This window comes from Paenibacillus sp. JCM 9796 (assembly GCF_055379675.1).
Genome location: NZ_AP043723.1, coordinates 4,064,745 through 4,088,093 on the forward strand (window position 1 = coordinate 4,064,745; position 23,349 = coordinate 4,088,093).

At 54.3% G+C, this 23,349-nt stretch carries 21 protein-coding genes; 17 read left to right on the forward strand and 4 right to left on the reverse strand.

The genetic code is table 11. The features are described from left to right. Positions 1 to 106 precede the first annotated feature (106 nt). On the forward strand, positions 107 to 745 hold the full coding sequence (locus ACZ439_RS19680) for a DUF1906 domain-containing protein (RefSeq protein ID WP_054800178.1): 639 nt from the start codon (positions 107 to 109) through the stop codon (positions 743 to 745). A gap of 45 nt (positions 746 to 790) precedes the next feature. Here the strand turns inward: ACZ439_RS19680 and ACZ439_RS19685 are convergent, their stop codons facing one another. Then, entirely contained in the window at positions 791 to 1,318 is a 528-nt protein-coding gene (locus ACZ439_RS19685) for a phosphatidylglycerophosphatase A family protein (protein WP_054796906.1), read from the reverse strand. Then, complete coding sequence (locus tag ACZ439_RS19690; RefSeq protein WP_054796939.1) at positions 1,315 to 2,202, reverse strand: sensor domain-containing diguanylate cyclase; 888 nt, start codon at positions 2,200 to 2,202, stop codon at positions 1,315 to 1,317. Before ACZ439_RS19690 ends, ACZ439_RS19685 begins: the two co-directional genes overlap by 4 nt. A 191-nt stretch (positions 2,203 to 2,393) precedes the next feature. On the opposite strand from ACZ439_RS19690, the gene ACZ439_RS19695 reads away from it, so the two are divergent. From ACZ439_RS19695 to ACZ439_RS19705, 3 genes are all read left to right on the forward strand, one after another. Continuing rightward, on the forward strand, positions 2,394 to 3,434 hold the full coding sequence (locus ACZ439_RS19695; RefSeq protein WP_054796905.1) for a GerMN domain-containing protein: 1,041 nt from the start codon (positions 2,394 to 2,396) through the stop codon (positions 3,432 to 3,434). Between the two features lie 153 nt (positions 3,435 to 3,587). Then, positions 3,588 to 4,349, forward strand: a complete 762-nt coding sequence (gene rph / locus ACZ439_RS19700) for a ribonuclease PH (RefSeq protein WP_054800177.1) — start codon at positions 3,588 to 3,590, stop codon at positions 4,347 to 4,349. Then, the gene (locus ACZ439_RS19705) at positions 4,330 to 4,974 is read left to right on the forward strand and encodes an XTP/dITP diphosphatase (RefSeq protein WP_054796904.1); all 645 of its coding nucleotides are present in this window, start codon (positions 4,330 to 4,332) and stop codon (positions 4,972 to 4,974) included. Before rph ends, ACZ439_RS19705 begins: the two co-directional genes overlap by 20 nt. 294 nt (positions 4,975 to 5,268) lie before the next feature. Here the strand turns inward: ACZ439_RS19705 and asnB are convergent, their stop codons facing one another. Continuing rightward, entirely contained in the window at positions 5,269 to 7,113 is a 1,845-nt protein-coding gene (gene asnB, locus ACZ439_RS19710; RefSeq protein WP_155613748.1) for an asparagine synthase (glutamine-hydrolyzing), read from the reverse strand. A 299-nt stretch (positions 7,114 to 7,412) separates the two neighbouring features. On the opposite strand from asnB, the gene ACZ439_RS19715 reads away from it, so the two are divergent. The 6 genes from ACZ439_RS19715 (at position 7,413) to ispG (ending at position 13,596) form a co-directional block, all read left to right on the forward strand. Beyond that, positions 7,413 to 7,754 carry a hypothetical protein gene (locus tag ACZ439_RS19715; RefSeq protein WP_127607759.1) on the forward strand — a complete coding sequence of 114 codons (342 nt, stop codon included), beginning with the start codon at positions 7,413 to 7,415 and terminating at the stop codon, positions 7,752 to 7,754. A gap of 134 nt (positions 7,755 to 7,888) precedes the next feature. After that, positions 7,889 to 8,800: a hypothetical protein gene (locus tag ACZ439_RS19720; RefSeq protein ID WP_464620067.1), complete on the forward strand. Its 912-nt coding sequence runs from the start codon at positions 7,889 to 7,891 to the stop codon at positions 8,798 to 8,800. A 154-nt stretch (positions 8,801 to 8,954) separates the two neighbouring features. Next, positions 8,955 to 10,244, forward strand: a complete 1,290-nt coding sequence (gene tig, locus ACZ439_RS19725) for a trigger factor (RefSeq protein ID WP_141335075.1) — start codon at positions 8,955 to 8,957, stop codon at positions 10,242 to 10,244. 250 nt (positions 10,245 to 10,494) lie between these two features. Further along, a complete protein-coding gene (gene clpP / locus ACZ439_RS19730) occupies positions 10,495 to 11,085 on the forward strand; it encodes an ATP-dependent Clp endopeptidase proteolytic subunit ClpP (protein WP_127607765.1) in 591 nt (196 codons plus the stop codon). A gap of 15 nt (positions 11,086 to 11,100) precedes the next feature. Next, positions 11,101 to 12,366: an ATP-dependent protease ATP-binding subunit ClpX gene (clpX, locus tag ACZ439_RS19735; protein WP_464620068.1), complete on the forward strand. Its 1,266-nt coding sequence runs from the start codon at positions 11,101 to 11,103 to the stop codon at positions 12,364 to 12,366. 117 nt (positions 12,367 to 12,483) lie between these two features. Continuing rightward, positions 12,484 to 13,596 (forward strand): flavodoxin-dependent (E)-4-hydroxy-3-methylbut-2-enyl-diphosphate synthase, encoded by a 1,113-nt coding sequence (gene ispG, locus ACZ439_RS19740; RefSeq protein WP_054796901.1) that lies wholly within the window; start codon positions 12,484 to 12,486, stop codon positions 13,594 to 13,596. Positions 13,597 to 13,648: 52 nt separating this feature from the next. Here the strand turns inward: ispG and ACZ439_RS19745 are convergent, their stop codons facing one another. Beyond that, positions 13,649 to 14,386, reverse strand: a complete 738-nt coding sequence (locus tag ACZ439_RS19745) for an N-acetylmuramoyl-L-alanine amidase family protein (protein ID WP_230875893.1) — start codon at positions 14,384 to 14,386, stop codon at positions 13,649 to 13,651. Positions 14,387 to 14,533: 147 nt separating this feature from the next. Here ACZ439_RS19745 and lonB point away from each other — a divergent pair, with 147 nt between their 5' ends. From lonB to hemA, 7 genes are all read left to right on the forward strand, one after another. Continuing rightward, entirely contained in the window at positions 14,534 to 16,240 is a 1,707-nt protein-coding gene (gene lonB / locus ACZ439_RS19750) for an ATP-dependent protease LonB (protein ID WP_127607771.1), read from the forward strand. Between the two features lie 111 nt (positions 16,241 to 16,351). Beyond that, complete coding sequence (gene lon, locus ACZ439_RS19755; RefSeq protein WP_464620069.1) at positions 16,352 to 18,688, forward strand: endopeptidase La; 2,337 nt, start codon at positions 16,352 to 16,354, stop codon at positions 18,686 to 18,688. A gap of 23 nt (positions 18,689 to 18,711) precedes the next feature. Next, positions 18,712 to 19,380 (forward strand): ribosome biogenesis GTP-binding protein YihA/YsxC, encoded by a 669-nt coding sequence (gene yihA, locus ACZ439_RS19760; protein ID WP_127607775.1) that lies wholly within the window; start codon positions 18,712 to 18,714, stop codon positions 19,378 to 19,380. Positions 19,381 to 19,713: 333 nt separating this feature from the next. Beyond that, complete coding sequence (locus tag ACZ439_RS19765) at positions 19,714 to 20,301, forward strand: non-ribosomal peptide synthetase module (RefSeq protein ID WP_174817579.1); 588 nt, start codon at positions 19,714 to 19,716, stop codon at positions 20,299 to 20,301. A gap of 371 nt (positions 20,302 to 20,672) precedes the next feature. Next, positions 20,673 to 21,074 carry an adenosylmethionine decarboxylase gene (gene speD, locus ACZ439_RS19770; RefSeq protein ID WP_054796898.1) on the forward strand — a complete coding sequence of 134 codons (402 nt, stop codon included), beginning with the start codon at positions 20,673 to 20,675 and terminating at the stop codon, positions 21,072 to 21,074. Positions 21,075 to 21,211: 137 nt separating this feature from the next. Continuing rightward, the gene (locus ACZ439_RS19775; RefSeq protein WP_127607776.1) at positions 21,212 to 21,742 is read left to right on the forward strand and encodes an S-adenosylmethionine decarboxylase; all 531 of its coding nucleotides are present in this window, start codon (positions 21,212 to 21,214) and stop codon (positions 21,740 to 21,742) included. 197 nt (positions 21,743 to 21,939) lie between these two features. Next, a complete protein-coding gene (hemA, locus tag ACZ439_RS19780) occupies positions 21,940 to 23,340 on the forward strand; it encodes a glutamyl-tRNA reductase (RefSeq protein WP_054796938.1) in 1,401 nt (466 codons plus the stop codon). Positions 23,341 to 23,349 lie beyond the last annotated feature (9 nt).

Consider the following 23,349-nt stretch of genomic DNA (forward strand, 5'->3'; position numbering starts at 1 on the left):
GGTACCTGCCGACCGCGAAGACGGGCGTTCTTCTCAGCTCGATTGTCCCTTGCGCGCATAGGATGAATGTAGCAGTTCGATTCGATACTTGCGGGAGGGATCCATCATGGCGGAAGGCATCGACCGCGCGGCCCCTTTTACGACGGCGGCGCCGCTCGACTGTTTGCGCAGCAACGGCATCACGTTTATCGGCAGATATTACAGCAATTCCGATTGGAAAAACTTGACCCGCAGCGAAGCGCAGCTCATTTCTTCGCGCGGCCTTTGGATCGTGACGGTTTATCAGGATGCGGCGAATAACCCCGGCTATTTTACGTATGAGCGCGGGGTCAGCGATTGCAGCAGGGCGATTCAACGGGCAACGGACGTCGGTCAACCGACCGGCACGCCGATTTATTTTGCCGTCGACTTCGAAGTGAGGGCGCAAGATTCGCGTCTGGCGAATGTGGAGCGGTATTTCGAAGGCGTCCAGCAGCGCATGCGGCAGTATGCGCAAGACAACGGCGGCGCGAGCTGGCCGCTCGGCATTTACGGCACGTACGACGCGGTGACGTACATCCGGGACCGGGTCGACGACGTGACGTATATATGGTTGACGTATGCATGGAGCCGCGGACGTACGCTCGATGAAGCCAACCTGTACCAGTACAGCAACGATCTGAAGCTGGACGCATGCCGCAACGCCGGGACTGTGGACCGGGTTCGTTCGAACGGCAGCGGTGGAGGGTTTAAAGTGAATGCATAAGAAAACGGCGCTTTCTCTTTGCGAGAAAGCGCCGTTTTCAATTCGTCAGGAAGGAGGGAGCAAGCCCTTCTTTTCTTTTTCCTCCTGCTTGCGATGGGCGATGCGGCTGCTGGCCGAGGCGGCGATTGCGCCGACGATGTCGTCCAGAAACGTATGCTTGTGCGGGCCGGATTTATCGTTCAAGGTTTGGACGATGCCGGGCTTCAGCTTGTCGATGTACCCGAAGTTCGTTAATCCGATGCTGCCGTACACGTTGACGATCGACAGCGCCAAAATTTCATCGCAGCCGTACAGGCCTTCGTCGTTCTCGATCATTTCCTGCAACGGGGAACGCAGCTTTCCTTCTTCGGTGAGAATATCGAGCTGAATGCCGGTCAGGATGGCGTTCTGCACCTCGCGTTTGGACAACACCTGCTCGACGCTTGTTTGGCATTCTTCGATCGTCAAGGTGTCGTAATAATTTTGCTGAAGTAAGAACGTAAGTTCGGCGATATCTTCGATACGAACGCCGCGCTCCTGCAGCCATTGCTTGGAAGCCTCGGCTACTTGTTGACTGTTCAAGCTGTAGGTCATGCGGATCCTCCTTTGGGCTGCGTGTAAAACTGAAAGTCGTTTTTGCCCTGCTGCTTCGACGCGTACATGGCGATATCGGCGCACTGGAGGAGCGAATCGGCGTCAGGGGCGTCCTCCGGGTAGAAAGCAGCTCCGATGCTGCTTGTAATCGCGATCTGTTGGCCGCTCAGCTCGAACGGCTGGCTGAGCACCTCTGCAATGCGCCTTCCGATCTTGGCGACATCCTCCCGCAGTTCGAACTGCTGCAGCAGCACAACGAATTCATCCCCGCCCATCCGGCATATCGTATCCGGCTCGCGTATGGAATGGGAGAGACGGGAGGCGGCGGTAGCGAGCAGCTCGTCGCCGATGGCGTGCCCGTAGGTGTCGTTGATGCGCTTGAAATCGTCCAAATCCAAGTACAACAGGGCTAGTTTATGATGATAGCGCCTCGCAATATGCAGCGCTTGCGTGAATCGATCGTGAAATAGACGGCGGTTGGGAAGCCCCGTTAACGCATCATGATAGGCAAGACGAGTAAGCCGTTCTTCCTGCTGCTTATAGGAGCTGATGTCTTTCGCGGATAGAGCGGCTTGTCCACAGGCTCCGTCGTGGTTCAGCGGGTAGCCTTTGGCTTCCAGCCAAAGCAGCTTGCCGTCGGGCAGGAAGATGCGGAACATCATGACAAAGGATTGGGACTGCTGAAGCAACACCTGGCAGGCGTTTTGAAGCCCCTGTAAATCCCCGTCGAATACCTTGGCATATAAAGGCTCGCCCGCATTGTGAGCAGGAGAGACGCCGATCGGCGTTCCGGCTGCATCAAACAGCCACAACCAGTCCGGCGATTGCTGAACGGCTGTCCGGTATAGACGGTCGGTGAAAGAATCGGGGAGACGGTTTTCCATCGGAATCACCTCTTTTTGGAAAAACTCTCCTTTATTATAGGTTTCGGGGGCTAGTTAAATCAAGATAATATGCGACTTTGGAAGCAAATAAGTTTCTGCTCAAAATGGACAAAGTACAGGCATAAACTTGTCTTCCTCCCGTATATATAGAGGTAAACGGACAACACCCCAATACCAAGGAGGAAACGTAAATGAAACAGGATAAGTGGATCCGGTGGGCCGCCGTTACCGGCCTTGTCATGGTTGTGACGACAGGCTGCTCGTTATTGGACACGAAGGAACAATCGCAGCCCATCGACCAGCCTCCGAGCGGTATAGAAGCGAAAACGACGAGTGTACAGCCGTCCGCGGAGATCGCCAATCCGATGCAGCTGACCGTGTACGCCAAAGACGAGCGAGGGTTCGTAGCCCCGATTTCGCTGCAGGTGGAGAAAACCGAAGGCACAGCGAAGAAAGCGCTCGAGTATATGGTCGAAGGCGGTCCTTCCGAGGGACGTCTGCCTGCGGGCTTCAGCGCGCTGCTGCCCAAAGGCACCGAGGTCAAGGGCATCAACATTATCAAAGATCAGAAGCTCGCGGTTGTCGACTTTTCCAAAGCCTTTAACGACTACAACCTGCAGGACGAGCGTAAAATATTGGAAGCCGTAACGTGGACCGTGACCGGATTTCCGACTGTCGATAAGGTGCAAATCCGGGTCGAAGGCACGGCGATCAAAGAGATGCCGGTTGGCGGAACGCCGCTCGACGAGCCGCTGTCCCGCACAATGGGCATCAACATTGAGAAGCCGGACGGCGTTGAGTACGGGCAGACGACGCCGGTCACGCTGTACTTCCTGAGCCAAAACCAAGAAGAGTATCCGTATTATGTGCCGGTTACCCGTTTGATTAAACGTACAGACCAAATCTCCGAAGCGGTCGTACAGCAGCTGATCGCGGGACCGGATCAAAGCAAAGGGCTTGAAGCCGTCTTGAACGCGGGCAGCGAGCTGCTCGGCGTCAGTCAGTCGTCCGACGTGATCACCGTCAACTTCTCTGACAAAGTGCTCGGACCGGATGCCAAAGCGCCGGCTGAAGCGTTGAAGGCGGTCGTTCTGTCGATTACCGAAAATGCCGGGACCGGCACGAAGGTGCAAATTCTCGTGAACGGCGATGCCAAAGTCAACGGAACCGACAATCAAAGTTATGCCAAGCCGGTCAGCCGCCCTTCGACGGTCAACCCGAATAAATTATAGGGCTTTCGCCGCAAGCCGCGCCCTCTCCGGAAGCTTCGACGCCTCGGGGATCGGGCGCTTTTCTTTGACGCGGCCGGTCATCAGGCGTTTGGTTTTCCAGGAAGCGTTTGGTACAATGGGTACGTTAAAGTAAAAGGAGGATTCGACGAGTTCATGAGAAGCGACGGGAGAAGAGCCGATCAGGCAAGACCGGTCCGGATTACGACGGGCTATAATAAACATGCGGAAGGGTCCGTATTAATCGAAGTCGGAGACACCAAGGTCATTTGCACGGCGACGGTTGAGGAACGGGTGCCGCCTTTTATGAAAGGACAAGGGCGAGGCTGGGTGACGGCGGAATATTCGATGCTGCCCCGGGCTACGACGGTTCGCAATCAGCGGGAGTCGGCCAAAGGCAAGCTGGGAGGCCGCACGATGGAAATTCAGCGTCTGATCGGCCGAAGCTTGCGTTCTGTCGTTAATTTGGAAGCGCTCGGCGAACGCTCGATTACGCTTGACTGCGACGTGATTCAAGCGGACGGCGGCACGCGAACGACGTCGATTACGGGTGCATTCGTCGCGATGGCGATTGCGATCGATAAAATATCGCGGGAGAAAAATTTGAGTCGCTTTCCGATCAACGATTTTCTCGGGTCGCTCAGCGTCGGCATCATTCAAGGCGCCGCCTGCCTCGATCTGAATTACGAAGAGGATTCGAAAGCCAAGGTCGACATGAATGTCGTGATGACCGGTCAAGGAAAGTTCGTCGAAGTGCAGGGAACCGGCGAGGAAGCTCCGTTCTCCCGCCAGGAGCTCGACGAGCTGCTCGCTTTAGCCGAAGCGGGCATCCAGGCGATGATCGCGGAACAGCAGCAAGCCCTGGGGCCGATCGCAGATCGGATAAGGGGGAATTCGCATGCCGCTTCCCGGTCCTGAGGTGGTCATCGCCACCAAGAACGCCGGTAAGGTGAAGGAATTTCAAGCGCTGTTCGGTGAACGAGGAATCGCCGTCCGAAGCCTTCGGGATTATCCGGATATTCCGGATATCGTGGAGGACGGCGAAACGTTCGCAGCGAACGCACTCATCAAGGCGAGAGCGGTAGCGAAGGCTATCGGCGCGCCTGCCGTCGCCGACGATTCGGGTCTCGCCGTGGAGCGGCTGAACGGCGCCCCCGGCGTCTACTCGGCGCGTTATGCGGGTGAACCGGCCGACGACGCGGCGAATAACCGCAAGCTGCTCGCCGAGCTCGGGCAGCTTGGGGCGACGGCCGGCGCTGCCGCGAATCCGGGCGGCGTGAAGCTGCTCAGCGCCGCGAAGTTCGTCTGCGCGATGGCGTTCGTTGACGCGGACGGGACAGTCCTTGCGGCGGTAGAGGGCGAATGCGACGGCGCGATTGCGGCGGAGCCGAGAGGCGAGCACGGCTTCGGCTACGATCCGCTGTTTTACATCCCGCAGCTCGGCCGCACGATGGCTGAGCTGTCGATGGAAGAGAAGAACGCGCTCAGCCACCGGGGGCAAGCGCTGCGCAAGCTGTGGCAGGCCATGGACAAGCAGGGCTAGAGCCACATTACGATGCCTTATTTCGCCGTTTATTTATGGGTATACCAAATAGCGGAACTCTGGTACTCTATTTCTCGAAAATCCGTGCTCCGGCACGGTTTCGGGTGAAATAAGGTACGGTGGTTCCGCTATTTGTGTTGCGGTTCCGCCAGTTCCCGCGGCTGCGGAAGCTCGCTTTTTTCGGAAAGGGGCGCCCGTAACAGGCGCGGCTGGCTGCCGCCCAGCGCATCGCGCCGGGCCCTCCCGAGCGCCCCGCCGACCGGCACCGCTTTCCGCCAATCGGGTCGGTGTTCCTCAACGAATCGCGACTTTATACTGACGCAGCCACGTATCCACCTGCGCCAAATAGGCGAACAACTGCGGACCCGTCATCAACTGGCCGAACCACGGCAGGTTGAAGGCGCCGTTGTCGTTCTCCGCGAGCGCGCGGATTTTGGCAACGTCGATGAATTGGAGCAGCGGCGAGGAGGAATCGTTCAATATTTCAAGCACCCAGCTGCGGACGGCGGCCAAGTAGTTCGGGTTGTGCGTTTTGGGGTACGGACTTTTCTTGCGGCCGAGCACGTCTTCCGGCAGCACGCCGCGAAGCGCCTTGCGCAGAATGCCTTTTTCCCGTTCGCCGGACGTTTTGATCTCCCAGGGGATGTTCCAGACGTATTCGACGAGGCGATGGTCGCAGAACGGCACCCGAACCTCGAGGCCGACAGCCATGCTCATCCGGTCTTTGCGGTCGAGCAGCGTCGGCATGAAGCGGGTGATGTTCAGATACGACATCTCGCGCATCCGGTTTTGCTGCTGGTTTTCCCCGGCGAGCCGGGGCACTTCGGATAAGGCTTGACGGTAGCGCTCATGCACGTACTGCTCCGGCTTCACCCAGTCCACGAAGTCCGGCGCCAGCAGCGACACGCGGTCCGGGGTGGCCAGCGCCCAAGGGAACGTATCCGCGTTAAGAGATTGCTCCCGGTGAAACCAGGGATACCCGCCGAAAATCTCGTCGGCGGCCTCGCCGGATATTGCGACTGTAGCGTCCTTCTTGATTTCCCGGCAGAACAAGTACAGCGAGCCGTCGACGTCGGCCATCCCCGGCATATCGCGGGCCGTTACGACCGTTTTCAGCGACTCAACGAGCTCCGGGGTATCGAATTCCTTATAATGATGAACCGTGCCCAGGTATTCGGTCATCCGTTTGATCCACGGGGCGTCCGCATTCGGCTGGAAGACGTTCGCCTTGAAGTGTTTATCGTTGTCGACATAATCGATGGAGTACGTATGCAGCGTACCGAGGTCCTGCTCTTTGTAATAGGCCGCGGCGAACGAGGTTAACGCGCTGGAATCGAGACCTCCCGACAGCAGGGTGCAGATCGGCACGTCGGACGCCAGCTGGCGGATGACCGTGTCTTTCAGCAAATCGTGCACGGTGGCCGCTGTCGTGTTCACGTCGTCCTCGTGCGGCTTGCTTTCCAGCTTCCAATAAGCGCGTATTTGAATGCCGTTCGCATCCATCACCATCAGATGGCCGGGTTTGAGCTCATGCATATTTTTATAGATCCCGTGGCCGGGCGTGCGCGCCGGTCCGACGGCGAATATTTCAGCGAGCCCTTCCCCGTTGATCTGCGCAGGGAAATCGGGATGCGCCAAAATCGCCTTCGGCTCCGAGCCGAACAGCAGCCGACCCGGGGAATGCGAGTAGAACAGCGGCTTGACGCCGAGCCGGTCCCTGGCGAGAAACAACGTTTGTTCCTCGTCTTCCCATATCGCGAATGCAAAAATGCCGTTAAAACGGTCTACGCAAGCGCGGCCCCATTCAATAAACGAAACGAGCAGCACCTCCGTATCGCACGTCGTAGTAAAACGGTGGCCTTTCGCTTCCAGCTCCCTCTTCAATTCGGGGGCGTTGTAAAGCTCTCCGTTATACACCACGGTGAATGTATTGTCGCCGTATTTGCGCGTCATCGGTTGGGAGCCGTTCGCCGGATCCATCACGCTAAGGCGCCGGTGTCCGAGTGCGCATCGCGGAGTGATCCACGTCCCGGATGCGTCCGGTCCGCGCAGCGACAGCGTATCCGTCATATTGACAAGAATGGAAGGATGCTGGGTTAAATCTCGGTTCCAATCAATCCATCCCGTTATGCCACACATACGTCTCATCCTCTCTGGTCTCATAAGTGAGCGGCTTTTCTAGGCCTTCGCAGGCGACAGCAAGATGATAAAGGTTATGCGGGCGGGGGGCGGTTCATGTCTGTCCGCTTCGTTTCGACAATCCGAAATTGACAGGTTCAGATTGGACAAAAGGCTTCGGACAAGCTACACTAATAGAACAGTAATTACTTGGTAGGTCCCGCCAACTTCTCCGTGAATAGAAAAGGCTGGTTTTGTCCCAATCTATCCTTAGGACGAGGGCAGGGTGGAATGGATCAACATGAAAGGTGGTCGTCACATTGAAAAGGACAATGTCTGAGCAGCAAAAGGAATATAAAGAAGCCAAGGAGCTTTTCCAACAAGCAAACAGCGAATTTGAGAAAAAGCTGGCTACGACCAAGAAACTTGGGAAGGTCACTCAGGAAGTGATGGAGCGTTTGGTCGAGGACACGGGGCTGCACACTGCTTTAAACCGGCTCGGGGCTGCGGAGAAGGCACTGCTTGAATGGTCGCACGAAATGATTCAGAATGAGCGCGACTATTTGAAAAACAAAGATTCCGTCGATCGTATGTACGCATTCATCGATCAAAATCCGAACATTAAAGCGCAGCTGATTCAAGCCGCCATGAAAATGGAATAGGCCTGTTACATACGGCAGCCGGGGATCGCACTCCGGCTGCTTTTTTGCATGGCGGATAGAAGTTTTGCTTTCGCCAACAAATTCCGGTACACTGGCTTTCAAAGACGAAAGTACCGAGGAAAGGCGGTGACTTGATGAATTCGCTGCCCCATGAAAACGTGATTCTTTTTCCGAAAACCGTCGAGTACTACCAATACGAGCTGACTCGGCTGCTTGAAGCGGAACGATACGCCGAAGCGATGAAGATGCTTCGCTTTTTGCTGGGCTGCCGTTCGGATGACGTCACCGCGCGGGAGGAATGGCAATCTTTGCTCGGATGGCTGCAGATGATGTTTCCGGATATGGCCTTGAAGAATCAGGACCAACCGGATGAGGAGGATGAGAGCGAGTCCGATTTGCTGCGGCAGCAAATGCTGGCGAAGGGCGAGCAGAGCGAAGCCTATGCGCAGCGGCTGCTGGAGAGCATTCGCAGTCAGCATGCGCCCGATAAGCTGATGCTGGCGCTCGACCAGCTTGCGTTTCTCGAGCACCCCGGGATCGACGAAACGTTGACCGGATGGCTGGAGGAGGAGGAGCTTCACCCCCTGATCCAGTTCAAAACGCTGCAGACGTTGAAGAAGCGGGGAGCTGCGGGCTCTGTTTCGATCCGGAAAAACGGCGAAGACGTCATTTGCGACATCGAAGACACGCCTGAAAATTTCGAAAGATTTCCTTCGCAAATCCAGGACATTATCGCCCGCGTGCAGGAAATCAGCGAAATGAACCACCCGGCGCTGGCGTATTTCGCCAGCGAGATGTGGAACGAATTTCTTGCTTACATTTATGGTACGTCCGCTTACCGGCAAATGCTCCGGCAGGACGCCGCATGTGTGGATGTGTGGGCGGCCGCCCTGCATCTGACGCTGCTTGAGCATGTTTTCGAGGGCGGAGATAAGGCCGAATTGATAGAACTTTACGGAATCACCTCCGAGCTTTCTTTTCAGTGGGAGCAGTCGTATCGGATTATGCAGCATTTCGCATCGGCCGTATTTACGCGGAGGTTGTAACTCTCTCGATTCCGTTTGATCCATACCTTGAAAACGAAATTCATTATGGTTATAATAGAATGGTTATATGGGCGGGCTTGTCCGAATGATCGGAGGCTGGCAGCCGCACGTGAAAAAATACGCGATGGAACATTTTTGGAGGGGAAGGCATAAAATGAAAGCAAGTTGGGAAAAAATAGAGAAGAACGTCGGCGTTCTGGATATCGAAGTGGATGCGGAACAGGTGGCCGCCGCTCTGGACAAGGCATTTAAGAAAGTTGTAGCAAAAGTGAACGTCCCGGGCTTCCGCAAAGGCAAAGTGCCGCGCGCGATTTTCGAATCGAAATTCGGTGTGGAAAGCTTGTATCAAGACGCGCTTGACATTATTGTACCGGACGCTTATGTGGCGGCTGTACAAGAAACCGGCATTGTTCCGGTCGACCGTCCTGAAGTGGACGTCGAGCAATTTGGTAAAGGCCAGGTTTTGAAATTCAAAGCGAAAGTCGTCGTTAAGCCGGAAGTGGAGCTTGGCGAGTACAAAGGCATTGAGGTTGAAGCCGGCGATGCATCCGTATCGGAAGAAGAAATCAACGAAGAGCTGGAAAGACTGCAAAAACGTCATGCCGAGCTTGTGCCTGTTGAAGAAGGCGTAGCCGAGAATGGCGACGTGGTCGTGATCGATTTCGAAGGCTTCGTCGACGGCGAACCGTTCGAAGGCGGTAAAGCCGAGCGTTATTCGCTCGAACTTGGATCCGGCAGCTTTATCCCTGGCTTCGAAGAGCAGGTTGTAGGACTGGCCAAAGACGGCGAGAAAGAGATCACCGTCACGTTCCCTGAGAACTATCAGGCCGAGGAATTGCAAGGCAAAGAAGCTGTATTCAAAATCAAGCTGCACGACATCAAACGTAAAAACTTGCCGGCGCTCGACGATGAATTCGCTAAAGACGTAAGCGAATTCGAAACGCTTGACGAGTACAAAGCGGATCTTGCCGAGAAGCTGAAGGAACGCAAGCAAAACGAGCTCAACAGCAAAAAAGAAGCGGAAGTTGTCGAGAAAGTGGCAGCCGCTGCCCAAGTGGAAATCCCGCAAGTTATGCTGGATGATGAAGCGGAGCAAATGGTGAAAGAATTCGAAAACCGTTTGCGCACGCAAGGCATGAACATCCAAATGTACTACCAGTTCACCGGTCAAAGCGCCGACGACTTGAAAGCCCAAATGAAAGGCGATGCGGAAAAACGCGTACGCAACAACCTGGTGCTTGAAGCGGTAGCGAAAGCGGAGAACATTGAGGCTTCGGAAGAAGAAATCGAAGCCGAGCTTGAAAACTTGTCCAAAATGTACGGCCGTTCCGCGGACGAGATTCGCAGCATTTTCGCTTCCAACGGTACGCTTGGTACACTGGTGCAAGATATCGTAGCCCGCAAAACGGTTAAATTCCTTGTAGACAACAGCAAAACGGCTTAAGCGTCGCGAACGGCGCACATAGTTAACAAAGGCACGTGTACCTTCATGCGTGCCTTTGTTTTACCTTCAAACGCTATACATACATAGGGCAGACCTTGGTGACAATAGCCGCAGGGCGGGCAAGGAAGCCCGGGAACGTCGCGGGAAAACAAGCATGGGGCAGCGGAATATGACTTTGGGTTTCAAACGTGTTACAATGTTGGTTGAGGCGTAAAAGGTTAGGCACTTTGGCGTAAAGGGGTTGGGACATTTGACTCTAGTACCTATGGTAGTGGAACAGGAAGGACGCGGAGAACGATCTTACGATATATACTCCCGTTTGCTGAAGGATCGCATTATTTTTCTGGGAAGCGCGATTGACGATGACGTCGCCAACCTGGTTATTGCGCAGCTGTTGTTTTTGGCTGCTACAGATTCCGAGAAGGATATCAGCTTGTACATTAACTCGCCGGGCGGTTCAGTTACCGCCGGAATGGGTATTTATGATACAATGCAGTTTATCAAGCCGGACGTGTCGACGATTTGCGTAGGCATGGCTGCCAGCATGGGCTCTTTGCTGCTCACGGCAGGCGCGCCGGGTAAGAGGTTTGCGCTGCCGAACAGCGAAGTGATGATTCATCAGCCCCTCGGCGGGGTTCGGGGACAGGCGTCGGACATTAAAATCCACGCTGACTGGATCATTAAGACGAAGCAAAAGCTCAACCAAATCTACGTGAACCGTACAGGTCAACCTTACGAGAAAATCGAACGCGACACGGACCGCGACAATTTCATGAGCGCGGAAGAAGCGAAAGCTTACGGGCTTATTGATGCGGTTATCACTCGGAGTGATTTGACTTAGAAAAGGAGTGATCCCATGTTTAAATTTAACGATGAGAAAGGTCAGCTGAAATGCTCCTTCTGCGGCAAGTCGCAGGAACAAGTGCGTAAGCTGGTCGCCGGACCCGGCGTTTATATATGCGACGAATGCATCGAGCTTTGTACCGAAATCGTTGAGGAAGAGTTGGGTCACGAGGAAGAGCTCGACTTGAAGGACGTGCCGAAACCGAAAGAAATCCGCGCCATTCTGGATTCTTACGTCATCGGCCAGGAGCAAGCGAAGAAGTCCATGTCCGTCGCGGTATACAACCACTATAAACGGATTAACTCTCAAGCAAGCAAAGGCGAGGACGTGGAATTGCAAAAGTCCAACATCGTCCTTGTCGGCCCTACGGGCAGCGGTAAGACGCTGCTTGCCCAAACGCTGGCCAAAATTTTGAACGTACCGTTTGCGATCGCCGATGCGACGTCTTTGACGGAAGCCGGCTATGTAGGCGAAGACGTCGAGAATATTTTGCTGAAGCTGATTCAAGCGGCGGATTACGACGTGGAAAAAGCGGAACGCGGCATTATCTATATCGATGAGATCGATAAAGTGGCCCGCAAGTCCGAGAATCCGTCGATTACGCGCGATGTATCCGGCGAGGGCGTCCAACAGGCGTTGCTGAAAATTTTGGAAGGCACAGTTGCCTCCGTTCCTCCGCAAGGAGGCCGTAAGCATCCGCATCAAGAGTTTATCCAGATCGATACGACGAACATCTTGTTCATCTGCGGCGGGGCGTTCGACGGCCTGGAGCAGATCATCAAACGCCGTATCGGCAAGAAAGTGATCGGCTTCGGTACGGACGGCCACAAAGCCGACCTGAAACCGGGTGAATATTTGTCGCTCGTGCTGCCGGAAGACTTGCTCAAATTCGGCTTGATTCCCGAGTTCGTCGGTCGTCTGCCAGTCATCTCCACCCTGGAGCCGCTTGACGAAGCTGCGCTTGTGCGTATCTTGACAGAGCCTAAGAACGCACTGGTGAAGCAATACCAGAAACTGCTGGAGATGGACAACGTGACGCTTGAATTCGATTCCGAGGCGCTTGAAGAAATTGCCAAGGAAGCGATCAAGCGGAATACCGGAGCCCGCGGTTTGCGGGCCATCATCGAAGGCATTATGATGGAAGTGATGTATGAAGCGCCTTCGCGCACCGAATCGTCCAAATGCCTCGTCACGAAGGATGCCGTTCAAGCGAAAATCGCGCCGCCGATAACGGCTGCCGATGCGCCGCCGGTCAAGAAAAAAGAAGAAAGCGCGTAAGCGCACGTATACTAAAAAAACCGGACACCTCCAATCCGTTGATGGATCGTCTTCTTGTCAGGCGAAATCCGTCAGCGGAGCGGAGGATGTTTGGTATCATGGGAGAGAAGAAAACGCATGTTCCACAGAAGGGAAACGATACCGGTTAAAGTCGGCAATTTGACCATCGGGGGAAGCAATGACGTTATCATTCAGAGCATGTGCACGACTAAGACGGCCGATGTAAAAGCGACCGTCGCGGAAATTCACCGTCTGGAAGATGCGGGCTGCCAAATTGTGCGCGTGACGGTAAACAATAAGGAAGCGGCAGAAGCGATTAAAGACATCAAGAAGCAAATTTCGATTCCGCTCGTCGCCGATATTCACTTCGATTACCGTCTGGCTTTGATGGCGATTGAGAACGGCATCGACAAAGTGCGCATCAATCCGGGCAATATCGGCCGCCGGGAGAAGGTCGAAGCGGTCGTGAAAGCCTGCAAGGAGCGCGGCATTCCTATCCGTATTGGCGTGAATGCTGGTTCGCTCGAGAACCATTTGCTGGAGAAGTACGGTTACCCGACACCTGAAGCGATGGTGGAGAGCGCCTTATACCACATTCGAATTCTCGAGGAGCTCGATTTCCGGGATATTATCGTTTCGCTGAAAGCATCGGACGTGCCTATGGCGATTGCCGCCTATACGCAAGCGGCGTCGACCTTTAAATATCCGCTGCATCTCGGGATCACGGAGGCGGGGACGCTGTTCTCGGGTACGGTGAAAAGCGCGGCCGGACTCGGAGCGCTGCTCAGCATGGGCATCGGATCGACGATCCGCATTTCGCTCAGCGCCGACCCGGTTGAAGAAGTGAAGGTTTGCCGCGAGCTGTTAAAGTCGTTCGGCCTTATAACCAACGCCGCTACCCTCATATCGTGCCCGACATGCGGCCGACTGGACATCGACTTGTTCTCGATCGCCAATGAGGTGGAGGATTACATCTCGAAGCTGAAGGTGCCGATCAAAGTGTCGGTGCTCGGCTGCGCGGTTAACGGTCCCGGCGAAGCGCGCGAAGCCGACATCGGCATCGCCGGCGCGCGGGGCGAGGGCATGTTATTCCGCTACGGCGAGATGATTCGTAAAGTGCCGGAAGCGGAGCTGTTGTCCGAGCTGAAGAAAGAAATCGACCTCATCGTAGAGCATTACGAACGAACCGGGGAAATTCCCGGAAGAAAACATCATGCTGGCGTAAAGTGAACAAAGCGTTCCAGGGATAATCCTTGGAACGCTTTTTGCGTGTTTTGCACGTTCAATTCGGCTGCTCAGCGGATTTCAAGTAAGCCACGACGCCTTCGGCAATTTTGTCGGCAATCGCTTGTTGGCCGGCAGCACTGGTCAGGAACGCGCGATCCGACGCGTTGGTCAGAAAGCCCATCTCGACGATAACGGCGGGCGCGTTCGTATGCTTGAGAAGGTAATACGTCCGTCCGTATACCGCATCGTTCGAGATTCCGTACAATTCGTTTAAGCGGCTTTGCAAGGCGGCAGCGAGCGATTTGCTTTGCTCGTTTTTTTGATGAAGCAGCAGCGCTCCGCGCGTATTGGCGTTGCGGGCCGAGTTGACGTGAAGGCTGATCAGCAGCTTCGGGTTTACTTCATTAGCCAGATGGCTGCGCTGGGCCAAGTCTTTAATATGCCGGGAGCGGCTGCGCAGCCAAAGATTCTCGCCGCTGAGCGCATAGTCGTTCATCCGGTTCATCAATACCAAATAACCGTTGCGGCGCAGTGCCTCATACGTTTTTTGGGCGATGGCCAAATTGATGTTTTTTTCCAGAATGGAGCCGTGGGACGTCCCGCCGTCGATACCGCCGTGACCGACGTCTATGACAATGTCAACTCCCGAGATAGCCGGGTGATCCGTTTTGATTTCAGGCAGTAAGAACGAATCCGGAAGAACGGAACCGGCTGCGGTCGGCGAGGCAGGCCAAACCGAGGCTATCGCTAAAATTACGGCGTAAAGCAAGGCCCTAACGGGTTGTTTCATCATCAGTCATCATCCTCTTCCGAGTGTACGATGCTTGCAAATCGCATCGTCCATAGCTTCCCCGAAAAAGATTGCGCATAGGGGGATTAATGCTACCAACGGAGGGCAATACTACCAAATATATTAAGTAACGGGAGGTCGATCCGTGGGATGAGTATCAGTGTAGTTTTGATGGTGATTCAATTGTTTTTTGCCATTGTCATCGGCTTGTATTTTTGGAATTTGCTGCGCAACCAACAAACCAACCGTTCAGCGGTGGATAAAGAGTCGAAAAAAGAATTGGAGAAGCTTCGCAGGCTGCGGAACATCTCCTTAAATAAACCGCTGGCTGAAAAAACAAGGCCGCAAGCGATGGAGGACATTGTCGGCCAGAAGGAAGGGCTGAGGGCGCTTAAAGCGGCGCTGTGCGGAGCCAATCCCCAACATGTGATCATCTATGGGCCGCCGGGCGTCGGCAAGACGGCCGCTGCACGAGTCGTGCTGGAGGAAGCGAAGAAAAATCCGGAGTCGCCGTTTCGGCCGGACGCCAAATTTACCGAGATCGATGCGACGACGGCCCGCTTTGACGAAAGAGGCATCGCGGATCCATTGATCGGCTCGGTGCACGATCCGATTTATCAAGGCGCCGGCGCGATGGGCGTAGCGGGGATTCCGCAGCCGAAACCGGGGGCGGTGACGAAGGCGCACGGCGGCATATTGTTTATTGACGAGATTGGTGAATTGCATCCGCATCAGCTGAATAAATTATTAAAGGTGCTGGAGGATCGCAAGGTGTTTTTGGAGAGTGCTTACTACAACTCTGAGGACACGAATGTGCCGAGTTATATTCACGATGTATTTCAAAACGGTCTGCCCGCCGACTTCCGCCTTGTCGGGGCGACGACGCGCAATCCGCAGGAGCTGCCGCCGGCGATTCGGTCGCGCTGCCTGGAAATTTATTTCCGCCCGCTGCTGCCGGAGGAAATTGGTTTGATTGCGGCCAAGGCACTAAAGAAAATCGGCTTCCCCGACAATGAGGCCGCCGTTGAAGTCGTGAAGAAGTATGCGACCAACGGCCGCGAAGCGGTTAATATCATCCAGTTGGCTGCGGGGATGGCGCTAACGGACCAACGGAGGGAGTTATCGGCCGCCGATGTGGAATGGGTTGTCAACAGCTCGCAAATTGCGCCGCGTCCCGAGAAAAAAATTCACAGCCGTCCGGAAATCGGTTTAGTGAACGGACTCGCCGTATACGGTCCGAATCTTGGCATGCTGCTGGACATCGAAGTCACCTCGATGCCTGCAGCCGCGCCTGGAGCCGGACGCTTCACCATTACCGGGGTTGTCGACGAAGAGGAGATGGGCGGCGGCAGCAGGACACTGCGGCGCAAAAGCATGGCCCGCGGCTCGGTGGAGAACGTGCTGACCGTCCTGCGGCGTCTGGGATTGAAGCCGAACGATTATGATTTGCACATCAACTTTCCCGGCGGGGTGCCTATTGACGGTCCGTCGGCCGGAATCTCGATGGCCGTTGCCATCGCTTCCGCGATTAAGCAAATTCCGGTGGATAACCATATTGCCATGACAGGCGAAATGAGCATCCACGGTAAAGTGAAGCCGGTGGGCGGCGTCGTCGCTAAAGTGGAGGCTGCTTTTCAAGCGGGGGCTACGAAAGTGATCATTCCGAAAGAAAATTGGCAGGAAATATTCGCGGGGTTGAACGGGCTTGAGGTCGTTCCTGTCGATAGTGTGGAGGAAGCGTTGTTTCATTCGCTCGGGCTTCGGTTCGCCGTAACGTCCGAACCTGAAGCGCTGCCGCAGCAGGATGCGATGTCGCCGGCTTCCGTTACGATTTTGCACGCTGATGCGCTCGAATAGAGAGCGTCTTTCCATGAGGGGTGATCGAACCGCCCCTCATTGGTGTTTTGATTTTAATTTTGTTAAAATGTAATTCACACGCAAGTTAGTATAGTCTGGAGGTGCTCGCGGATGGGACCGAGCAAACATAAGATGCGCCGCTTGCCGCTGCTGCCGCTGCGGGGTCTGTTGGTGTACCCGAGTATGGTGCTGCACTTGGACGTCGGCAGAGAGAAGTCGGTTCGTGCGCTCGAGAAGGCGATGGTCGACGACAGCATGATACTGCTGTGCTCGCAGTCCGAAGTCAACATCGAGGAACCGAAGACCGAAGATATTTACCGCATCGGGACCATTGCGAAAGTACGGCAAATGCTGAAACTGCCGAATGGTACGATCCGCGTGCTGGTTGAAGGCGTCATCCGTGCAGAAATCGTTGAGTTTTTGACGAACGACGAATACTATGAAGTGAACATCCGGGAGTTGGCGGAGCAGGAAACGTCCGACCCGGAGATCGATGCGCTGATGCGTACGGTATTGAACCAGTTCGAACACTATATCAACCTGTCCAAGAAAGTAACGCCCGAGACGCTTGCCGCGGTGTCGGACATTGATGAGCCCGGCCGTCTGGCCGATGTCATCTGCAGTCATTTATCGTTAAAAATTAAAGATAAACAAGAAATATTGGAAACGGTCGACGTCAAGCAGCGTTTGGAGAAGCTGCTGGGCATCCTCAACAACGAGCGGGAAGTGCTTGAGCTGGAGCGGAAGATCAACCTGCGCGTCAAGAAGCAGATGGAGAAGACGCAGAAGGAGTACTACCTTCGCGAGCAGATGAAAGCGATCCAGAAGGAGCTTGGCGACAAGGAAGGCCGGGCCGGAGAAGCTGACGATCTGCGCAATCAGCTGGCGCAAAGCGAAGTGCCTGAGAAGGTGCGCGAGAAGATCGAGAAGGAGATTGACCGGCTGGAGAAAATGCCGGCGACATCCGCGGAAGGCTCGGTCATCCGCAATTACATCGATTGGCTGCTGGGCCTGCCTTGGTCGCCGGCGGGGAATGACGATCTGGACCTCGACATCCGCAAAGCGGAAGAGATCCTCAACGAGGACCACTACGGCTTGGAGAAGCCAAAGGAACGGGTGCTGGAGTATTTGGCCGTGCAGAAGCTGGTCCAGAAGCTGAAAGGGCCGATTTTGTGCCTCGTCGGGCCTCCCGGCGTCGGCAAAACGTCGATTGCCCGCTCGATCGCCCGTTCGCTCAACCGTAAATTTGTACGCATCTCGCTTGGAGGCGTGCGCGATGAAGCGGAGATCCGCGGTCACCGCCGCACCTATGTAGGAGCTATGCCGGGCCGGATTATCCAAGGGATGAAGACGGCGGGTACAAACAATCCCGTCTTTCTATTGGACGAGATCGATAAGATGGCGATGGACTTCCGCGGCGATCCGGCTTCGGCTTTGCTCGAAGTACTCGATCCGGAACAGAACAGCACGTTCAGCGACCACTTCGTCGAAGTGCCGTTTGATTTGTCGAACGTCATGTTCGTGACGACAGCCAACGCTGTGCATAATATCCCCCGGCCGCTGCTCGACCGGATGGAAGTGCTTTATATTCCGGGGTACACGGAAATCGAGAAGCTGCATATCGCGAAAAATTACTTGCTGCCGAAGCAGCAGCGCGATCACGGGTTGCAGGACGGCCAGCTGCACGTCGAAGAATCTGCGCTGATGCGTATCGTGCGTGAGTACACGCGTGAAGCGGGCGTGCGCAATTTGGAGCAGCAGATTTCTTCCGTCTGCAGGAAGTCGGCGAAACAGGTGGTCGGCGGCACCGCCTCCGTACACGTGACGCCGGATAATTTGCAGGACTTTCTCGGACCTCCGAAATTCCGCTTCGGCATGGCGGAGGAACGTGACCAAATCGGTGCCGTTACCGGTCTGGCCTGGACAGAGGTGGGCGGCGATACGCTCGTGATCGAAGTGACGGTTATGCCGGGCAACGGCAAGCTGACGCTGACGGGGAAACTCGGGGACGTCATGAAAGAGTCCGCGCAAGCCGCGTTCAGCTACACCCGCTCCCGCGCCGATCAGTTTCGCATTCAACCGGACTTCCACGAGAAGTTCGACATCCATATTCACATTCCGGAAGGCGCGATTCCGAAGGATGGTCCTTCCGCGGGGATTACGATGGGAACGGCGTTAATATCGGCGCTTACCAACATACCGGTTTCCAAGAATGTGGCGATGACCGGAGAAATTACGCTGCGAGGCCGTGTGCTGCCGATCGGCGGTCTGAAGGAAAAATGTTTGGCTGCGCACCGCGCAGGCATTCGCACGGTCATCCTGCCGAAGGATAACGCGAAGGATATTGAAGAAATACCGGAAAGCGTCCGCCGCGAGCTGACGTTCATTCCGGTGTCGCATATGGATGAGGTGCTCGAGCATGCGCTTGTGAAGCCCGCGCGCGTATAACTTTGTGAAATGAGTGAACGAACATGAAGGTCAATCAAGCTGAGTTTATTATCAGCGCGGTTGGTCCGAGTCAGTACCCTGTCGATGCCTTGCCGGAGATTGCTCTGGCAGGGCGTTCTAATGTAGGGAAGTCCTCTCTGATTAACCGGATGATCAACCGCAAAAATTTGGCAAGAACAAGCTCGAAGCCTGGCAAAACCCAGCAATTGAACTATTATCGCATTAATTCCGATTTGTATTTCGTTGATTTGCCGGGTTACGGGTACGCTCAAGTGTCCAAAACCGAACGTGAGAAATGGGGCAAGTTCATCGAACAATATTTAATGCACCGCGAGCCGATGAAGCTGCTGCTGCATATGATTGACTTGCGCCATCCGCCTTCCAAAGACGATCAGGCGATGTACGCTTGGCTGAAGCATCACGGGGTACCGATCTGCATCGTCGCGACGAAGGCCGACAAAATACCGAAGGGCAAGTGGCAAAAGCATATCAAGATCATCAAGGAAACGCTGCAGGCGGACAAGTCCGACCCGCTCGTGCTGTTTTCTTCGGAAACCGGCATGGGCAAAGAAGAGCTGTGGAGCGTGATCGAGCAGCGAATCGGTTATGCTGCATCCGGCGAGCAGGCGGATAAGGCCGGGAACGCCGCTGACAAGGACGAAGTCAAAGAACCGTCTATCGACGGCGAGTAGAACGAAGCGTATCCTCGTACCCGTTATAAACAAAGCCTCTTGCCGCTACATGGCCGGGGGCTTTTTGGCCTATCCCGGGCCAAGAGTTTTGGCCGTGCCCGTTCCTTACATCAGGGAGCGAACTGCGGAACATCGATAGGGAACTCGAGTTTTTTGAACATTCCGTCGTCTTCCTCACGGGAGAATGGATTATTTTCTGAATTCTGGCGAAAAACACAATTCGTCTAGCAGGAATATTAAATAAATATGTAGTATAATGTATATAGAGCAACGAAAATAATCACAAGCAGCATGGTTCGAAATGGTTCGAAAAAAATGAATCGAGGGATTTTTATGGCAAATAGGTTAGCGACTGAATATGTCAAAACCTGCCTACAGTTAACGGAAGCCGAAATGGACAGCTTTATTCGGATGTTCAAAGATCATGGAGCTTCTATGCAAGTCAAAGTACTCGAAAACGGAAATCAAGAGGTGGTATTGCAGGATGACGCGGGCGAAGAAATCGTCCTGTCGTTCGAACGAAAAATGAACTTGTACGTGTGCCAAGGAACCTGCCGCATTCATAACAAAAACATCGTCAATTTGATGCGAAAAGCAGTGTCTGTCTTCAAAGGCGATGCTATCGTTCACCGGATTTACACGGGCTACACGATGGTTTATACGTACAAGCAAGGCGCCGTGGTAAAGATTACGGAAAATACCGAAACGTCCGAAAAAATCGTTTACGAATACCGCGATACGGCCGGCCAGTTGGAGCGGTTGTATAACAAAAACGAAGTGGAAGCCGAGATCGACGCTATCCGGGCTCAAATCAACAGCTTGCTCGATTTGAGAAACGAGATCGCAGAGAACGGCATCCGCGAACATATCGACGGCCGTTTGCACAAACTCACACACCGACTGTTCGTACTTGAAGCTTAATATACAGGATTGGCCGAGAGCCCGATTCCCTGGCGCACACAGCAGGGGATCAGGGTTCTTTTTTTTATTCAGCTCAACCGTGCATAAGCGGGCTAGTTGTCGGATTCCGCGGCGATCACACCGCTCAGGGCATCGAATACAGGGTGTCATGCGCAGAGGAAGCGGGGACATGGAAATAATCTTCATAAAAAAAGTATTGCATTTCTGTTCAATAGATGTTATTTTTATTCTCGTTGAAAACAAAATAGGAACCAGGATTCACTCAGGACATTGAATGTTGCGAGAGATTATTCCCTCGAGAAGTGAATGACGTAGGTCCTAGCGGATGAAATTTTCAAAACATTTTATTCCTAGGAAGGGGGAACCGAAAGATGGAATACTCAACTTTCGGAAGACACGTAGCTGTAGACACTTGGGGAGTCGATTTTGATCTTCTCAACAATGCAGAATGGTTGCAGGCGCAAATGGTAGAAGCTGCTGAGGTATGTGGAGCAACTGTATTGTCGGTACAATCCAAACAATTTGAACCCCAAGGAGCAACAGTTCTCGTATTGCTCTCGGAAAGCCATCTCTCCATTCATACGTATCCTGAGAAAGGATTCGCGGCCCTTGACTGTTACACCTGCGGTGAAACGGTTGATCCACAGCTCGCAATCGAGCATATGCTGTCCGTTTTGAAGCCTGAGACGGTTCATGCGAAGAAGCTGGTTCGCGGGATGGGCGAGCTGCAAGTTGAAACACCGGTTCTGAAGCAAGCGCAATTGGTTAAATAATAAGGCAATGCATATATGGTAACCTCGGAGGTCAAATTCCGAGGTTATTTCTTTTTCGCTTGGCCCATACAATCTCAGAGAAGGCTTGTATGGGCATCGGCGCCTGTTGTCCGGTGCGGGAAAGGTGGAACCGGTAAATGAAGCGGCAGCGAAAAAAATGGTTTATGTACGCCGTCGTGGGCGTCCTTGTATTATGGTCGGGGCTGCAAATCGTCGAGCTGGCCGGCCGCGGGACGCCAGTGGAGCGTGCGGATAAAATGCTGTATCAAGTCGCGCGGTTTCAGATGGAGCTGCTCGGCAGTCATTTGACGGAAAGCGCGAAAGCGAAAGATACCGACGGGCTCAATTCATTGCGGCAGGCGGCGTATTCCGCGGCTTACGCGCACGAGCATCTGGTGTTAGCCTACGGGGAAGGCAAGCTGGCGAAGCTGGAGGCGCCCTCGAAGCTGCTTCAATATTTGGTGCGGCTTCAAATTGCCGGAACGCGCCCTTTGAAAGCCGATGAGCAGCAGACACTTGCCGAAGCGGCGCGCGGCTTCGCAGCATTGTTCGCGGCTTACGGCAGCCTGATGTCGCCGGGCGACGCGGTCGTCAGTTCGCAGAACACCAAGCTGACGGAAGCCGACAAGGCGCTGGCGGAGCTGCTCGACCGGAAGCTGCTGCCCTAGAGATGTAATAAGCGGTGGTCGGGTACATAAGAATTAACCGTCAGAAGTATAACGGAACGATTTTCCGTTGAAACTAAATTGGCAGAACTGTCCTTCAGGCTGTGGCTGTAATAAAATCTTCATAAATAAGATCGAAGTATCAAGTATCGTATGGTATAATAAATTGAAATTTATAGAGGGGGAGGCAGGTGAACCAGATGCATATCGTCGTAGCGGGCTTGAATTATCGTACGGCACCGGTGTCGATTCGTGAAAAGTTTGCATTCGTCGACGGAGATTTACCGTTAGCGCTGCAGGAGCTGAAAGCGACCAAGAGCGTGATGGAATGCGTCGTTGTGGGCACCTGTAACCGGACGGAATTGTACGTGGCGGTGGATACGCAGCACTTATGCGGGCACCATTTGCGTGCCTTTCTCGAGAAATGGTTCAACGTGCCCAAAGAGCAGTTCAACAAGCATTTATATATTTATGAGAACGAGATGGCCATCCAGCATTTGTTCCGGGTGACGAGCGGTCTCGATTCCATGGTTATTGGCGAGACGCAAATCTTGGGGCAAGTGCGGGATGCCTTCCTGCTCGCTCAGCAAGAGAAGACGACGGGCGTTCTGTTCAACACGCTGTTTAAGCAGGCGATCACGATGGCCAAGCGGGCGCATACGGAAACGGGCATCGGCGAAAATCCGGTATCGGTCAGCTACGCCGCGGTTGAGCTTGGCAAACGAATTTTCGGCAGCTATGAGAACAAGAACGTGCTGATCGTCGGCGCAGGCAAAATGAGCGAGCTCACCGTCAAGCATCTCGTCAGCAACGGCGCCAATAAGGTGACGGTCGTCAACCGTACGTTAACCCGTGCTCAAGAGCTTGCGGAACGGTTCCGGGGCGTAGCCAGTACGATGGACAAGCTGCTTACGCATCTGGAGGATGCCGACATCGTAATCAGTTCCACCGGTTCCGCAGGTTACGTATTGAAGTCGGAGCAGGTGTCCTGTATTTTGCAGCGGCGCAGATCGCGACCGCTGTTCATGATCGATATTGCCGTGCCGCGCGATTTGGATCCGCGTCTCGGGGATATGCCGAATGTGTTCCTGTACGATATCGACAACTTGCAGTCGCTTGTCAATTCGCACATGGAAGAACGCCATAAAGCGGCGGTGAAAATCGAAGAGATGATCAAGGCCGAGATAGCCGCATTCGAGCAATGGTCCAAAACGCTGGGCATCAGTCCCGTTATCCAAGCGCTGCAAACGAAAGCGTCCGCGATCCATGAGGAAACGATGGACAGCTTAATGAAGAAGCTGCCGGAGCTCGACGAACACGAGCTGAAGGTTATACGTAAACTAACGAAGAGCATTGTCAATCAAATGCTGCGCGATCCCATTGTCCGCATCAAAGAAATGGCTGCCGAGCGTCACGGGGATGACGCGCTGGACATGTTCACGAAAATTTTTGCTTTGGAAGAGCAATTGGAAGGGCAAAAGCGGGCGGAGCAGGAACTGCGGCAGCGGGAAGCCGAGGCGGCACAGGAGCGGGCGAAAGAGGAACTGCTTGCGAAGGTGCGGCATGCGGTGCCTGGCGGCGATGCTCTGGCCAAGGCTTAACCGGAAAGG

Coding starts and splice junctions, on each gene's coding strand:
- ACZ439_RS19680 (WP_054800178.1), top strand. CDS start 107: ATGGCGGAAGGCATCGACCGCGCGGCCCCTTTTACGACGGCGGCGCCG.
- ACZ439_RS19685 (WP_054796906.1), bottom strand. CDS start 1,318: ATGACCTACAGCTTGAACAGTCAACAAGTAGCCGAGGCTTCCAAGCAA.
- ACZ439_RS19690 (WP_054796939.1), bottom strand. CDS start 2,202: ATGGAAAACCGTCTCCCCGATTCTTTCACCGACCGTCTATACCGGACA.
- ACZ439_RS19695 (WP_054796905.1), top strand. CDS start 2,394: ATGAAACAGGATAAGTGGATCCGGTGGGCCGCCGTTACCGGCCTTGTC.
- rph (WP_054800177.1), top strand. CDS start 3,588: ATGAGAAGCGACGGGAGAAGAGCCGATCAGGCAAGACCGGTCCGGATT.
- ACZ439_RS19705 (WP_054796904.1), top strand. CDS start 4,330: ATGCCGCTTCCCGGTCCTGAGGTGGTCATCGCCACCAAGAACGCCGGT.
- asnB (WP_155613748.1), bottom strand. CDS start 7,113: ATGTGTGGCATAACGGGATGGATTGATTGGAACCGAGATTTAACCCAG.
- ACZ439_RS19720 (WP_464620067.1), top strand. CDS start 7,889: ATGAATTCGCTGCCCCATGAAAACGTGATTCTTTTTCCGAAAACCGTC.
- tig (WP_141335075.1), top strand. CDS start 8,955: ATGAAAGCAAGTTGGGAAAAAATAGAGAAGAACGTCGGCGTTCTGGAT.
- clpX (WP_464620068.1), top strand. CDS start 11,101: ATGTTTAAATTTAACGATGAGAAAGGTCAGCTGAAATGCTCCTTCTGC.
- ispG (WP_054796901.1), top strand. CDS start 12,484: ATGTTCCACAGAAGGGAAACGATACCGGTTAAAGTCGGCAATTTGACC.
- ACZ439_RS19745 (WP_230875893.1), bottom strand. CDS start 14,386: ATGATGAAACAACCCGTTAGGGCCTTGCTTTACGCCGTAATTTTAGCG.
- lonB (WP_127607771.1), top strand. CDS start 14,534: ATGAGTATCAGTGTAGTTTTGATGGTGATTCAATTGTTTTTTGCCATT.
- lon (WP_464620069.1), top strand. CDS start 16,352: ATGGGACCGAGCAAACATAAGATGCGCCGCTTGCCGCTGCTGCCGCTG.
- yihA (WP_127607775.1), top strand. CDS start 18,712: ATGAAGGTCAATCAAGCTGAGTTTATTATCAGCGCGGTTGGTCCGAGT.
- ACZ439_RS19765 (WP_174817579.1), top strand. CDS start 19,714: ATGGCAAATAGGTTAGCGACTGAATATGTCAAAACCTGCCTACAGTTA.
- speD (WP_054796898.1), top strand. CDS start 20,673: ATGGAATACTCAACTTTCGGAAGACACGTAGCTGTAGACACTTGGGGA.
- ACZ439_RS19775 (WP_127607776.1), top strand. CDS start 21,212: ATGAAGCGGCAGCGAAAAAAATGGTTTATGTACGCCGTCGTGGGCGTC.
- hemA (WP_054796938.1), top strand. CDS start 21,940: ATGCATATCGTCGTAGCGGGCTTGAATTATCGTACGGCACCGGTGTCG.